Below are 13874 nucleotides of genomic sequence, written 5' to 3' on the forward strand. Positions count from 1 at the left end.
CGAGCAGAAGAACTGAGACAATGTTGAAAAAACTACTCGCCGGATATCGCGCCGCCCCCAACAGCTTCGATGAGCTGCTCGATGCCTCGAAGCAACCACGCGAGCACTGGCGTGCCATGCTCGCCAGTCTGGCTAAAGAGTCGCCGCAGACCATGCGCCAGCGACTGGAAGCGGTTGAAAGCCAGATTCGCGAGAACGGCGTGACTTACAACGTCTATGCCGATACCAAGGGTATGCAGCGCCCCTGGGATCTGAATGTGTTGCCGCTGATCCTGCCCCATGATGAATGGACAGGTATCGAAGCGGCCGTGGTCCAGCGTGCAACCCTGTTGAACCGCATACTTGGCGACGTTTATGGCGAGCAGAGCATGCTTCGGGAAGGCCTGTTGCCTCCCGCGTTGATCCACGGACATGCGGGCTTTTTGCGCCCGGCCCATGGCATCAAGCACGAGGGCAATGTGGCCTTGCATTTTTATGCGGTTGACCTGGCGCGTGCCCCCAACGGTCAGTGGTGGGTGGTGGCCGATCGTACCCAGGCACCTTCGGGTGCCGGTTATGCACTGGAAAACCGTGCAGTGATCGCGCGGACTTTTCCGGATCAGTTGCGTGACCTCAAGGTGCAGGATCTAGCCGGCTTTTTCAGCCGTATGCGCGACAGCCTGGCCCATTGGGGCCGGCAGTGTGCCGCCAATGGTGGAGTGCCGCTGCGCGGCAGTGAGTCGCCATTGATTGTCTTGCTCACCCCCGGTCCCTATAACGAGACCTATTACGAACAGGCCTACCTGGCCCGTTATCTCGGTTTGCCGCTGGTCGAGGGCAGTGATCTTACTGTGCGCGGCGGTATCGTCTGGCTGAAAACCTTGTCCGGCCTACAGCGCGTGCATGTGATCATGCGTCGGGTCGACGATGACTTCTGCGATCCGCTGGAGCTGCGCACCGAGTCGGCATTGGGCGTGGCCGGTTTAACCGAGGCGGTCCGCCTCGGCAACGTGCTGATCGCCAACAGTCTGGGCTCCAACCTTCTGGAGTCGGGTGCACTGCTGGGCTTCTTGCCGGCATTGTGCAAGCGCCTGCTCGGTGAGCCATTAAAGATGCCCTCGGTGGCGACCTGGTGGTGCGGCGAACCAGCCGCACTCGAGCAGGTACTGGCCAATCTCGATCAGCTGGTGATCAAGTCGAGCTTTCCGCAATTGCGCCAGGTCTCGCTGTTCGGCCAGGATCTGAGCGGCGAAGCACGCTCGGCACTGATCGCCAGGATGCGCGCGAACCCACGCAACTACGTCGCCCAGGAACTGGTGCGCTTGTCGCAGTCCCCCGTTTGGAAGGCCAGTGCGCCAACTGGTTTGAATGCCTGCGCCGTCGGTCTGCGGGTATACGCCTGTGCCACACCTGGCGGTTATGTGGTGATGCCCGGCGGGCTGACCCGGGTTGCCACCGGGCCAGACTCACGCGTCATCGCCATGCAGCGCGGTGGTAGCAGCAAGGACACCTGGGTACAGGCGCGGGCACAGGCGGGCACTCACCGGCCGCATTCTCGTACCACCACCAGCAAGGATCTGATTCGCGACGACACGCACCTGTCCAGCCGCATGGCCGAGAATTTGTTCTGGCTGGGGCGCAATACCGAGCGCTGTGACAATATCGCGCGGCTGATGCGCATCACCCTGCACGTGCTGTTCAATGTCAGCCCGCAGGAGCGTGGTACCGAATGGGCCACTGTCAAAGCGCTATGCGCCTGGTTTCAACTGATCGAGACCCCGGACAAGGAGGCACTGCAGCGGCAAAGCCAGGTTTCCGGACAAAGCCAAGGCCAGACGCAGAGTTCGCCCGCAGTCGTTGGTTGGAGCGATACCCGGATCGAGGCGGCCTTGCTCCTGGCCGTGGTGTCACCCGATGTGCCCGGGCTCGCCAGCCAGCAGCAACAGCTTTACAGCACCGCCAGCCAGTTGCGCGAACGCTTGTCTGCGGATAATTGGCGCGCCCTCAACCGCATGCTGCAACGTAGCGCCAAGAGCAAGGCGCAACAGACACCGGCAGAGGCCATGAGCGCGCTCGATGAGGCGGCCGCATCCTTGATGACCCTGTCCGGTTTCGCCCTGGATGGCATGACACGTGATTTGGGGTGGAGTTTCCTCTCCATTGGTCGGCGTCTGGAACGCCTGCAGTTCCAGACCCTGGTGTTGCAACGCGCGCTGGCGATGGAGGCAGACGGCGGTCTGGACTGGCTGCTGGAACTGTCCGACAGTATTGTCACCTACCGCTCTCGTTATCGGGCACAGTCCGAGTGGCTGCCGGTGCTGGATTTGTTGCTGCTCGACAGCAGTAATCCGCGCTCGGTACTGTTCCAAATGGCGGGTATTTTAAAGAGTCTGGATAAGTTGGCACTGTCCTATGGCAGTTGTGGCGAGACGTTGTTGCTGCCGCTGAAAAATGCCCTATTGGCACTCGACCCGGATGAAGACCTGTATTGTGCTAATCCAGCCCTGATAAGCCTGCTACAGCGCATCAACCACGCCAGCGTGGAATTGTCGCAGCTGATCAGCGCCCGGTTTTTCAGCTATACCGCAAGCGATGACCAGGCTAAGGGGGCTGCATGAGCAATTTACCCCTAGCTAACTCGGCGCCCGTACGCTATCGCGTGATACATGAAACCCATTACGTCTACCAGTTCCCGGTGACGCTCTCGCAGCAATACCTGCATCTGACGCCACGCTCATTCGAATATCAGCAAACCGAGTCTCAGGCGATCCGGATTGATCCGCAGCAGGAGCATTTCCTCGACGCGCGGGATTACTTTGGCAACCACACGCGCAACATCACCATCACCGAGTCGCACAAGGAACTCCTGGTGCATGCCGAGTCGACCGTGTTGCTCAGTCCGCGCCCAGGATTAGGGCAGATAAAAGGCAGCATGCCGTGGGAAGCACTGGTGCAGATGCTCCAGCAGATACGCAGCCCAGCGACGCTTGAGGCGGTGCGCTATCTCTATGACTCGCCCCATATCCAGTGCGGTTCCGAGCTAGCGGGCTATGCCCGCGACAGTTACAGCCCTGGCCGGCCGCATCTGGATGCCGCGCTGGACCTGACCCAGCGTATTTTTGACGATTTCGAATTTGACGAAACGGCCACCGAGATTTCCACGCCCTTGGCCGAGGTACTCAAAGGCCGGCGCGGTGTTTGTCAGGACTTCGCCCAATTGATGATTGGCTGCCTGCGCAGCCTCGGTCTCTCGGCGCGCTATGTCAGCGGTTATATCCTTACCCACCCGCCAGCCGGGCAGCCGCGGATGATCGGTGCTGATGCGTCACATGCCTGGGTTTCGGTGTTCTGCCCGCAGCTTGGCTGGGTCGACTTCGACCCGACCAACCGCTGCCTGGTCCAGTCGGAGCACATTACTCTAGGCTGGGGGCGTGATTTCAGCGATGTGACGCCCCTGCGTGGTGTGGTGCTGGGCGGTGGCGAACAAGAGTTGCAGGTGCGGGTGACCGTCATCCCCTGCGCAGAGGAGCTGGCGGGAACCACGTCACTCGCTCACAGCAGTGCCGGCTGAGCATGTGCCGAGGCTGGAGGCCGTAGCAGGGCAGTGATGAACCCCGCGCCTGGCGCTGTCGAGTACTCATCCGGCTGATGTTATTGCTGTTGCACCTGCAGCAGCGGAGAAACCTCCACTTCAACTTCTACATGCGCGTGCATCTGCTCGGTGCCACCGCCCCGGCGCATGCCGCGTACCGGGCAGGCATCCAGGTAATCGCGGCCGACCGCCAGCTTCAAATGACGCTCCGGCTTGGCCAGGCAGTTGGTTACATCGAAACTGTACCAGGCACCATCCAGCCAGGCTTCGGCCCAGGCATGGCTGGCCAGGTGGTCGTCGCTGTCGGTGTACAGATAGCCCGAGGCATAGCGTGCCGGAATGCCGAGGCTGCGCGCACAGGCGAGAAAGGCATGGGCATGGTCCTGACACACCCCTTGCTGGCCGGCGAAGGCCTCAATCGCGCTGGTTTCCACCGCGGTACTGCCGGTCAGGTAGCTGATGTGGCCATGCAAAGCATGCATCAGGTCGATCAAGGCGCTGCGGTCGCGACGTTGTTTGCAGTGCTGTTGGGCGAACTCGCGCAAGGCTGCATCCGCCTCGGTCAGGCGAGTGAAGCGCAGGAACGGCAGCGCCGACTGGCGCTCGTGCTCGCACTCACGCTGTTCATCGATCTCGACCAGGCCACGGGCACCGATGACGATGGATTCATGGGGCTCATCCATGGTCAGCACATGCAGGATGTTGCCGTACGGGTCAAGCTGAGCGCGCACCGGGCGCGGCAGGTTGAGCTGCCAGCTGAGCACGCGCTGGCGTTCACTGTCGTGCGGGGTCAGGCGCAGGTACTGGATGCTCGTGCGTACCTGGCTGGCATAGCGATAGGTGGTGTCGTGGCTGATGGACAGTCTCATGCGACCTCCAGGTAGGAACTGTGGATGGCTTGGCCCAGGTCGCGCACCAACAGGATGAAGTCGGTGAGCCAGGCATGCAGGCCTTCGTCCAGCACCTCGTCAATGCTCGTATAGCGCAGACGGGCTTCCAGTTCGGCCGCCAGGCGCTGGGCCGGACGACCATTCTCGCCAGGCAGGCTGGCGAGCATCAGGTGCAGCTCATCCATGCAGGCGCGCAGGGAGCGCGGAATGTCGGGGCGTAACAGCAGCAGTTCCGAGACCTTGCGCGTACCCGGCGAGCCGCGATAGATCTCGGCGAAGGCCTCGTACGAGGACAGTGCGCGGAGCAAGGCGCTCCACTGATAGTAGCTGCGCGCCGGGCGGCCATCGACTTCGTCGATGTCCTCGCCGAGCATCTCGTAGCGCGCATCGAGCAGACGCAAGGTGTTGTCCGCCCGCTCGATGAAGGTCCCCAGACGAATGAAACGGTAGGGGTCGCCGCGCATGATGGTGCCAGAGGTGGCGCCATGAAACAGGTGCGAACGCTCCTTGACCCACTCACAGAAGCGGCTGATGCCGTAGCGTCCAAGCCCCTGTTCGGCGATGCCGCGAATCTCCAGCCAGGTGGCGTTGATGTTCTCCCACATCTCGGCGGTGATCCGTCCGCGCACGCCGTGGGCATTGCTGCGCGCCGCGCCCAGGCAGCTGTAGATGCTCGCCGGATTGTCGGCATCCAGGGCGAAGAAATGCAGCATGCGCTCGCCGTGCAGCTGGCCATGGCGTGCCATGTACTCTTCCAGGGTGCCGGTAATAACCAGCGGCATGGCCAGTTCTTCCAGGCCATCGCCACGGCCGTCTTGCGGCATCAGCGACAGCAAGTAACTGACATCGAGCATGCGCGCGAGGTTTTCCGCACGCTCCAGATAGCGCGACATCCAGTACAGATCAGAGGCAGTTCTACTCAGCATTTTTCAAGTCCTCTACCACCCAAGTATCCTTGGTGCCGCCACCTTGCGACGAGTTGACCACCAGCGAGCCTTCGCGCAGGGCCACGCGGGTCAGCCCTCCCGGCACCAGGCGCACTTCGCGACCGGACAGAACGAACGGGCGCAGGTCGATATGCCGCGGCGCGATGCCGTTCTCGACAAAGGTCGGGCAGGTCGACAGGCACAGGGTCGGCTGGGCGATATAGGCCTCGGGCCTGGCGATCAGGCGGGCGCGGAAGGTTTCGATCTCGGCCTTGCTCGCGGCCGGCCCGACCAGCATGCCGTAGCCACCGGAACCCTGGGTTTCCTTGACCACCAGTTCAGCCAGATTGGCCAGCACATGGGACAGGTCGGCCGGCTTGCTGCACTGCCAGGTCGGCACGTTCTTGAGGATCGGCTCCTCGTCCAGGTAGAAGCGGATCATCTCGGTGACGTAGGGGTAGGTCGACTTGTCGTCCGCTACCCCGGTGCCGATGGCATTGGCCAGCACCACATTGCCCGAGCGGTAGGCCGACAGCAGCCCGGGCACGCCGAGCATGGAATCCGGATTGAAGGCCAGCGGATCGAGGAAGTCGTCATCCAGGCGCCGGTAGATCACGTCCACCTGTTTGGCCCCGGCGGTGGTGCGCATATAGACCTTGTCGTCACGCACGAACAGGTCCGCGCCCTCGACCAGCTCCACCCCCATTTCCCGCGACAGGAAGGCATGCTCGAAATAGGCACTGTTGAAGCGGCCCGGGGTCAGCACCACCACATTGGGGTTATCCAGCGGGCTGGAGGTCTTCAGGGTCTCGAGCAGCAGGTTCGGGTAATGGTTGATGGGGGCGATGCGTTGCGCGGCAAACAGCTCGGGAAACAGGCGCATCATCATCTTGCGGTCTTCGAGCATGTAGCTGACGCCGCTCGGCGTGCGCAGGTTGTCTTCCAGCACGTAGTAGCTGCCATCGCCATCGCGCACCAGATCGACCCCGGCGATGTGCGCATAGAGGTCGCGGTGCAGGTCGAGGCCCTGCATGGCGATCTGGTAGCCCTCGTTGGCCAGCACTTGCTCGGCCGGGATGATCCCGGCCTTGATGATGCGCTGATCATGATAGAGATCGGCGAGGAACATGTTCAGCGCCTGCACGCGCTGGATGCAGCCGCGCTCGATCATGCGCCACTCGCTGGCCGGAATGCTGCGCGGAATGGTGTCGAAGGGGATCAGCCGCTCGGTGCCCTGCTCATCGCCATACAGGGTGAAGGTGATGCCGGCGCGGTGAAACAGCAGATCCGCTTCGCGGCGGCGCAGGGCCAGTTGTTCTGGAGGGATTGCCGCCAGCCATCGGGCGAATTCTAGATAGTGAGGGCGACACTCACCCTGTGCATCGTACATTTCATCGTAGTACTTGCGATCCATACCGCATTCCTCATCCGCTTATGACCATCACTATCGCAAATCGCCAAGCCTGTGCCATCTAGAAATTTGCTTTATTTAACAAAGCTGAGAATTCGCAAAATACCGAGGGGGTGATTTGTCATTATCAAAATTCGCCAACGGTTGCCGCAGCGTGCAGCGCACGTCGACTTGTGTCGAGGCGCTTCTGGCCGGTTAGATTCGCCAGGCAGGGGAGGCGGCTAGCAGCGGGGCTGAGCTGGAGGCAGCCGCACTCATAACAATCGGTATTCATAGCCAGCGCTCATCTGCCCGCGGGTCCTGTTACCTGTACTGGAGTCTGGTCACATTCCTCAGGCCAATTGACGAGTCAATTGGCCTGAGTGAAGGGAAGTAATGGGCTGGCGTGCAATCGTCTGGAAGCCAGCGTTACACTCCACGTTGAATTCAAGGTGTGGATCATGGCGAAAAGAAAAAAAGGCTCCGTCAAAATGACGCAAGAGCCGAGTGGCGCTCGGGCTGTTGAGGGTAAGTCGACTGCCGACAGCAAGGCGGAACTACCCGCGATGCCCGCCGGCACTGCGTCGAGCTTCCCGGTAGTGGGGATTGGCGCCTCTGCCGGTGGGCTGGCTGCGTTCGAGGCGTTTTTTTCCGGCATGCCGACCGACAGCAATCCGAACATGGCTTTCGTGCTGGTACAGCACCTGGCGCCTGATTATAAAAGCATGCTCACGGATCTGATTGGGCGCTTCACCCGTATGCAGGTCTTCGAGGTGGTGGATGGCATGCAGGTACAGCCAAACTGCGCTTACATAATCCCGCCCAACCACGACATGGCTTTTATCAATGGCACCTTGCAATTGCTGTCTCCTGTCGAGCCACGCGGTCAGCGCCTGCCTATCGATTTTTTCTTCCGTTCGCTGGCTCTCGATCAGCGGGAACGGGCTATAGGTATCGTGCTCTCCGGTACAGGCAGCGATGGCACCTTGGGCGGGCGGGCGATCAAGGCCGAAGGTGGCATGTTCATGGCTCAGGATCCCGACTCTGCGGAATTCGACGGCATGCCGCGTAGCGCCATTGCGACCGGGCTGGTCGATTATGTGCTGCCGCCGGCCGAGATGCCGGTACAGCTCATGGCTTACGTTGCCCATGCCTTCGGCAAGCCGCCGCTGTTGGCCAGTATCCCGATATCCAGGGCAGAAGACGCCTTGAAGAAGATATTCATTGCGCTGCGTACCCATGTTGGCCATGACTTTTCACAGTACAAACCGAGTACCGTCTTGCGCCGCATTGAGCGGCGCATGGCGGTCCATCAGCTTGAGAGCATCGACAGCTACGTCAGGTATTTGCACCAGTCGCCGAGTGAGGTGGAGTCGCTATTTCGCGACTTGTTGATCGGTGTGACCAATTTCTTCCGTGATCCGGCAGCGTTCAAGACGCTTGAGGAACTGGCTATCCCCCAGATTTTCGCCGATAACCCACCGGGATCGGCGATCAGGGTCTGGTCCACCGGCTGCTCAACCGGCGAGGAGGCCTACTCGCTGGCCATCCTCTTGCAGGAACACCGCGAGACGCTCAAGCAGGATTACACGGTTCAGGTATTCGCCACCGACATTGATAGCCGCGCGATCGCCACGGCGCGCACTGGGATTTACCCGACCAGCATAACCGCCGACATGAGCCCTGAACGGCTGAAGCGGTTTTTCACCCTTGAGCCTGACGGCAGTGGCTACCGAATTCACAAAAGCATCCGGGATATGCTGGTCTTTTCCGAACAGGACCTGATCAAGGATCCGCCGTTTTCCAGGCTTGACCTGATTTGCTGTCGCAACCTGCTGATTTATCTGGGGGCGGAATTACAGCGCAAAGTCATTCCGCTGTTTCACTACGCACTGAACCCGGGCGGCATCTTGTTTCTTGGCACCTCCGAAGGTATCGGCGATTTTGACGACCTGTTCAGCGTGCTTGATCGCAAGGCGAAGCTGTATCAGCGCAAGGAAGACTTCCATGGCATGCATCGCACCTTCCTCAGCCGATTTCTGTCGCCGGCGACCGCCACTGACATGATCAGCCTTGCGCGCTCTCCGGGTAATACCAAGGTGGTGTTTCCGAGCAAATTGCCGCTGCGCGAGATGACCGAACAGGCGCTCTTGCAGCACCTCGCGGCAGTCGCAGCGCTGGTCAACGCTCAAGGCGATATTCTCTACCTGCATGGCCGCAGCGGCATGTACCTGGAGCCTGCACCGGGCGAGGCGGGTATCAACAATATCCTCAAGATGGCGCGCGAGGGCTTGCGTTCCAACCTGGCCAAGTGCCTGCACCAGGCAGTGGCCAGCAAACACAGCGTTGGGCTCAAGGCGCTGCAGGTCAAGACCAACGGCCACTTCACCCCGGTCAACCTGACTATCTGCCCGGTGAGGTCAGGCCCCGCCGCCACCACGGATGCATCCCTGTTTTTGGTGATTCTGGAGGAGGCGCCCGTATTGAACGCGCCCCAGGTGCAGCAGATTGCCGCGCCTGCAGGTGTACCTGGCGAGGGTCACGATGAGGGAATGGACGCGCGTCTCCAGTCGCTCCAGCAGGAGCTGCAAAGTAAGGAAGGCTACCTGCAGAGCACCATCGAGGCGCTGGAGACCTCCACCGAAGAACTCAAATCCTCCAATGAGGAAATGCAGTCGGTCAACGAGGAGCTGCAATCCACCAACGAGGAATTGGAAACCTCGAAGGAAGAGTTGCAGTCGGTCAATGAGGAACTGGCGACCATCAACGCCGAACTGCAGACCAAGGTGCTCGAATTGTCACGAGCCAACAACGACATGAACAACCTGCTGGCCGGCACCGGTATCGGCACGGTCTTCGTTGACCTCAATCTGCGTATTCTGCGTTTCACGCCGGCGGCTTCGCGGATCATCAACCTGATCCCGAGTGATGTCGGTCGACCAGTTGGACACATCGTTTCCAATCTGCTCGGCTACGACCGCCTGGTGGCCGATGTGAAGGCTGTGCTGGATACCTTGACGCCCAAAGAGGTCGATGTGCAAACCGTGGAAGGGCGCTGGTACAAGATGCGCATTCTGCCGTACCGCACGCTGGACAATGTGATCGAAGGGGCAGTGATCACCTACGTCGATATCAATGAACACGAAACGCTGCGGCTCAATGAGGAGCGTTACCGGCTGGCGGCCAAGGCTGCAAGAGACGTCATTTGGGATTGGGACATCATCAAGGGCGAACAGCGCTGGAATGAGGCGGGAGTCCCGCTGTTTGGCTGGAGCGATATCGTCTCCGCGCCACAATCGATCAGCTGGTGGCTAGAACGTATCCATCCGGATGATCGCCAGCGGGTCAACGACGGTATCCACGCCGCCGTGGCCGATCTCTCGCGCACGCACTGGGAAGATGAATATCGCTTTCGCAAGGCCGATGGGGCTTATGCAACCGTACTCGACCGTGGGTTCGTCCTGCGTAACGCGAGCGGACAGGCCATTCGCATGATCGGGACAATGCTCAATATCACTGAGCGCAGACAGGCTGAAGAGGCGCTACGGGTCAATGAGGCGCGCCTACGGGTGGCCCTTGATGCTACGCCTGTTGTGGTATTCAATCAGGACAAGGAATTACGTTACACATGGATCTATAATTCTAAATTGGCGGTGCCTTCTGGTGAGTTTCTCGGCAAAACCGATGCCGACCTGCTGCCTGCAGAGACCGCAGCCAGCATGACTGTAATCAAACGGCAAGTACTGGAAAGCGGGGAGGGGACCCGGCAGCGCGTTCACAGCAATATGTATGGCAAACCAACCCCGTGTGATTTGACCGTTGAACCATTGTGCGATGATTCGGGCACCATCATCGGTATAACCGGAGCATCAATCGAGGTCACCGATCAGTAGCGTCAGGATGTAGTTCACGCAAGACTTAATCCACACTTGCAGGGTGAATAAGGGTTGCCGAATGAAAGACAAGCGCGCTCCAGAAAAATGCCTCGCCACGTCGGCGAGCCCTGGGGCGGCTTTGCGCCAGATGGCGGAAGAAATCATTGGCGGTGATGCGCAGGAATCGCGCAAGGATCTGCCACTCCTGACGCCAGAAGCGATGCAGCAGGCTTTGCACGAGTTGCATGTGCACCAGATCGAACTGGAGATGCAGAACGAGGAGCTGCGCCAGGCGCAGGCCAAGATCGAAGATGCCAAAGAGCGCTATTTCGATCTCTATGACCTGGCCCCGGTTGGCTACCTGACGCTCAGCGTGCAGGGCTCGATACTCCAGGCCAATCTCACGGCGACCCATCTATTGGACGTGGTTCGTGCCGAATTGATAAAACGGCCGATCACGCGCTTCATCTATCGCGATGACCAAGACATTTTCTATCAGCTGTGTCGACGGCTGATCAGCACAGGTGAGCCCCAGACGTGCGAACTGCGCATGATCAAGAGTGGCGGGGCGCTGCTGTGGGCCCATCTGGACGCAACCCAGGCTCATGATGAAAGCGGCGCATCGGCATTGCGTATTGTGCTAAGCGATTTCAGCGCACGCAAACGCGCTGAAGATGCACTGCAGGAGAGCTATCAGGCCCTGCACAGTATTCTCGACGCGACCCTCGACGGCTTTTGGCGCATTGATGTTCACGGCGATATCCTCGATGTAAATCCGACCTACTGCGAACAGTCGGGTTACAGCCGTGAAGAACTGCTGCAGATGAACGTCCTCGACCTGGAAGTGGTTGAATGCGCCGCCGCTACAGCGCAACAGACCGTTAGCCTGATCGAAACCGGTCATGGGCAGTTCGAGACTATCCACCGCCGCAAGGACGGATCCCTGTGGCAGGTTGAAGTCAGCAGCACTTATCGCGATGCTGCCGGGGGGCAGGTTTTCGTGTTCCTGCGTGATATTTCCAAGCGCAAACAAGCCGAAGAAAAACTCCAGCTAGCGGCCAACGTGTTCTCTCATTCGCGCGAAGGCATCATGATTACTGCGGCCGATGGCAGCATCATCAACGTCAATGCCGCATTTACCCACATCACTGGCTATAGTCGCGACGAAGCCATAGGACAGAACCCGCGCATTCTCCGTTCAGGCCGTCACGCCAGTGAGTTTTTCGAGTCCATGTGGCACAACCTGAGCCAGAAAGGCCATTGGTGTGGTGAGATCTGGAACCGGCGAAAAAACGGCGAAATTTATGCAGAGATGCAAACCATCAGTTGCGTGCGTGACTCCAACGGCGAGATCGTCCAGTACGTTGCGCTGTTCTCGGACATCACCGAAATCAAGGCGCATCAGAGCAAGCTCGAACATATCGCGCACTTCGACGCCCTGACCTCGCTGCCCAACCGCGTGCTCTTGGCCGATCGCCTGCGGCATGCCATCGCTCAGGCGCAGCGCCGCGGACAGCTGCTGGAAGTCGTCTACCTGGATCTGGATGGCTTCAAGGCGATCAACGACCAGCACGGACATGAGGCCGGGGACAAACTGCTGATTGCTCTGTCTGCCAAGATGAAACAGGCGCTGCGCGAGTGCGATACCCTGGCCCGTATTGGTGGCGACGAGTTCGTTGCCGTACTGGTCGACCTGCCGGATGTGGCCACCAGCATGCCGATGCTCAACCGGCTGCTCGCCGCAGCGGCGCAGGTGGTGCATGTGGGCGACCTTGCGCTGCAAGTGTCGGCCAGCATGGGGGTGACCTTTTGCCCGCAGCAAGATGAGGTCGACGCGGATCAACTGATGCGCCAGGCCGATCAAGCCATGTACCAGGCCAAACTGGCCGGCAAGAACCGTCTGCACTTCTTCGATGTCGAGCAGGACCGTAGTGTGCGCGGCCATCACGAAAGCCTGGAACACATTCGCCTGGCACTGGTCGAGCGCGAGTTCATTCTCTACTACCAGCCCAAGGTGAATATGCGCACTGGCGAGGTCATCGGGGTCGAGGCCCTGATTCGCTGGCGACACCCACATCGAGGGCTTTTGGCTCCGGCGATATTTCTACCGGTGATCGAGGATCATCTGCTGGCGATCGAAATCGGGGAGTGGGCGATAAATCGCGCCCTGGCCCAGATGGAAGCATGGCAGAAGATCGGGCTGGACATCGAAGTCAGTGTCAATATCGGTGCTCGTCAGTTGCAGCAGAAGAACTTCGTTGATCGCCTGCGCGCCATTCTCCAGGCCCACCCGCAGGTTAAACCCTCGCGCTTGCAACTGGAGATACTGGAAACCAGCGCGCTGGAAGACGTTGCGCATGTGTTCCAGGTAATCGAGGCCTGTCGGGAAATCGGTGTGATGTTCGCACTGGATGATTTTGGTACGGGTTATTCCTCTCTGACCTACCTGAAACATCTACCGGTAGCCTTGCTCAAAATCGACCAGAGCTTCGTCCTCGGTATGCTCGATGACCCCGATGACCTGTCCATTCTCAAAGGGGTGGTTGGCCTGGCCAGCGCATTCCGCCTTGAGATCATTGCCGAAGGCGTCGAAAGCCTGGAACACGGCGCTCTGTTACTGCAACTGGGTTGCGAGCAGGCTCAGGGGTTTGGAATCGCCGCGCCAATGGCTGCAGAAGAGCTGCCCCACTGGGTTGCGACCTGGTGGGGCAACTCGGATTGGCGCACTTTGCCATCGGCGAGCAAAGAAGACCTGGCGCGCCTGATGGCCAGCGTCGAACTGCGCGCCTGGATCAAGGCCATAGACAACTACCTCAAGGGTGAGCGTGCAACCCCACCCAGCCTTGATTGGCAACAAAGCTACTTGAGTCAATGGTTGAGGGGTATTGGCCTGGATCGGCGCACCTCTCATCCTTCCTTTGCTGCGCTCGACAAGCTGCATACTCAGATTAATGTGCTGGCGAGTGAAGTCTGTGACCTGCATGCCAAGGGTCATAAAGCGAAGAAACAGGCAAGGCTCGACGAACTTCATGACTTGCAGGACAACATGCTTGAACAGTTGAAAACGCTGGCCTAGGAAGTGGTCCAAGCGTCTGGATCAGGCAGTTTGTGGCTGCGTAGCCCGGGTCGCACAGGCCGTCACCCGCAGGCTGAGCAGGATGGTGTGGCGCCAACCTGCACCAGTTGTACTATTGACGGTCCAGCGCCGTTCACTGAGCCGGG

Annotated in this window: 7 protein-coding genes; 4 read left to right on the forward strand and 3 right to left on the reverse strand. The window is 59.8% G+C overall.

Translation table 11 applies throughout. The features are described 5' to 3' along the window. The first annotated feature begins 20 nt into the window (after positions 1–20). Both PH586_RS07485 and PH586_RS07490 read left to right on the forward strand, forming a co-directional pair. Positions 21–2597, forward strand: a complete 2577-nt coding sequence (locus PH586_RS07485) for a circularly permuted type 2 ATP-grasp protein (RefSeq protein ID WP_271347137.1) — start codon at positions 21–23, stop codon at positions 2595–2597. Continuing rightward, positions 2594–3550, forward strand: a complete 957-nt coding sequence (locus tag PH586_RS07490) for a transglutaminase family protein (RefSeq protein WP_271347138.1) — start codon at positions 2594–2596, stop codon at positions 3548–3550. The genes PH586_RS07485 and PH586_RS07490 overlap by 4 nt, the downstream gene beginning before the upstream one ends. Before the next feature lie 80 nt (positions 3551–3630). On the opposite strand, the gene PH586_RS07495 is transcribed toward PH586_RS07490, so the two are convergent. Genes PH586_RS07495 through PH586_RS07505 form a run of 3 tightly spaced genes read right to left on the reverse strand, consistent with a single transcriptional unit; the run spans position 3631 to position 6801 of the window. Next, positions 3631–4440: a transglutaminase family protein gene (locus tag PH586_RS07495; RefSeq protein WP_271347139.1), complete on the reverse strand. Its 810-nt coding sequence runs from the start codon at positions 4438–4440 to the stop codon at positions 3631–3633. Continuing rightward, on the reverse strand, positions 4437–5387 hold the full coding sequence (locus tag PH586_RS07500; protein WP_271347140.1) for an alpha-E domain-containing protein: 951 nt from the start codon (positions 5385–5387) through the stop codon (positions 4437–4439). Before PH586_RS07500 ends, PH586_RS07495 begins: the two co-directional genes overlap by 4 nt. Then, positions 5377–6801, reverse strand: coding sequence for a circularly permuted type 2 ATP-grasp protein (locus PH586_RS07505; RefSeq protein WP_271347141.1), 1425 nt, complete (start codon positions 6799–6801; stop codon positions 5377–5379). The genes PH586_RS07500 and PH586_RS07505 overlap by 11 nt, the downstream gene beginning before the upstream one ends. Before the next feature lie 437 nt (positions 6802–7238). On the opposite strand from PH586_RS07505, the gene PH586_RS07510 reads away from it, so the two are divergent. Both PH586_RS07510 and PH586_RS07515 read left to right on the forward strand, forming a co-directional pair. Next, entirely contained in the window at positions 7239–10670 is a 3432-nt protein-coding gene (locus PH586_RS07510; RefSeq protein WP_271347142.1) for a chemotaxis protein CheB, read from the forward strand. Positions 10671–10731: 61 nt separating this feature from the next. Further along, on the forward strand, positions 10732–13728 hold the full coding sequence (locus tag PH586_RS07515; RefSeq protein WP_271347143.1) for a sensor domain-containing protein: 2997 nt from the start codon (positions 10732–10734) through the stop codon (positions 13726–13728). The last annotated feature ends 146 nt before the right edge of the window (positions 13729–13874 follow it).

The organism is Pseudomonas aestuarii, assembly GCF_027988105.1.
GTDB lineage: Bacteria > Pseudomonadota > Gammaproteobacteria > Pseudomonadales > Pseudomonadaceae > Aquipseudomonas > Aquipseudomonas aestuarii.

Excerpts from the sequence above, each read along its gene's own strand:
- PH586_RS07485 (WP_271347137.1), top strand. The coding sequence starts at position 21 with ATGTTGAAAAAACTACTCGCCGGATATCGCGCCGCCCCCAACAGCTTC.
- PH586_RS07490 (WP_271347138.1), top strand. The coding sequence starts at position 2,594 with ATGAGCAATTTACCCCTAGCTAACTCGGCGCCCGTACGCTATCGCGTG.
- PH586_RS07495 (WP_271347139.1), bottom strand. The coding sequence starts at position 4,440 with ATGAGACTGTCCATCAGCCACGACACCACCTATCGCTATGCCAGCCAG.
- PH586_RS07500 (WP_271347140.1), bottom strand. The coding sequence starts at position 5,387 with ATGCTGAGTAGAACTGCCTCTGATCTGTACTGGATGTCGCGCTATCTG.
- PH586_RS07505 (WP_271347141.1), bottom strand. The coding sequence starts at position 6,801 with ATGGATCGCAAGTACTACGATGAAATGTACGATGCACAGGGTGAGTGT.
- PH586_RS07510 (WP_271347142.1), top strand. The coding sequence starts at position 7,239 with ATGGCGAAAAGAAAAAAAGGCTCCGTCAAAATGACGCAAGAGCCGAGT.
- PH586_RS07515 (WP_271347143.1), top strand. The coding sequence starts at position 10,732 with ATGAAAGACAAGCGCGCTCCAGAAAAATGCCTCGCCACGTCGGCGAGC.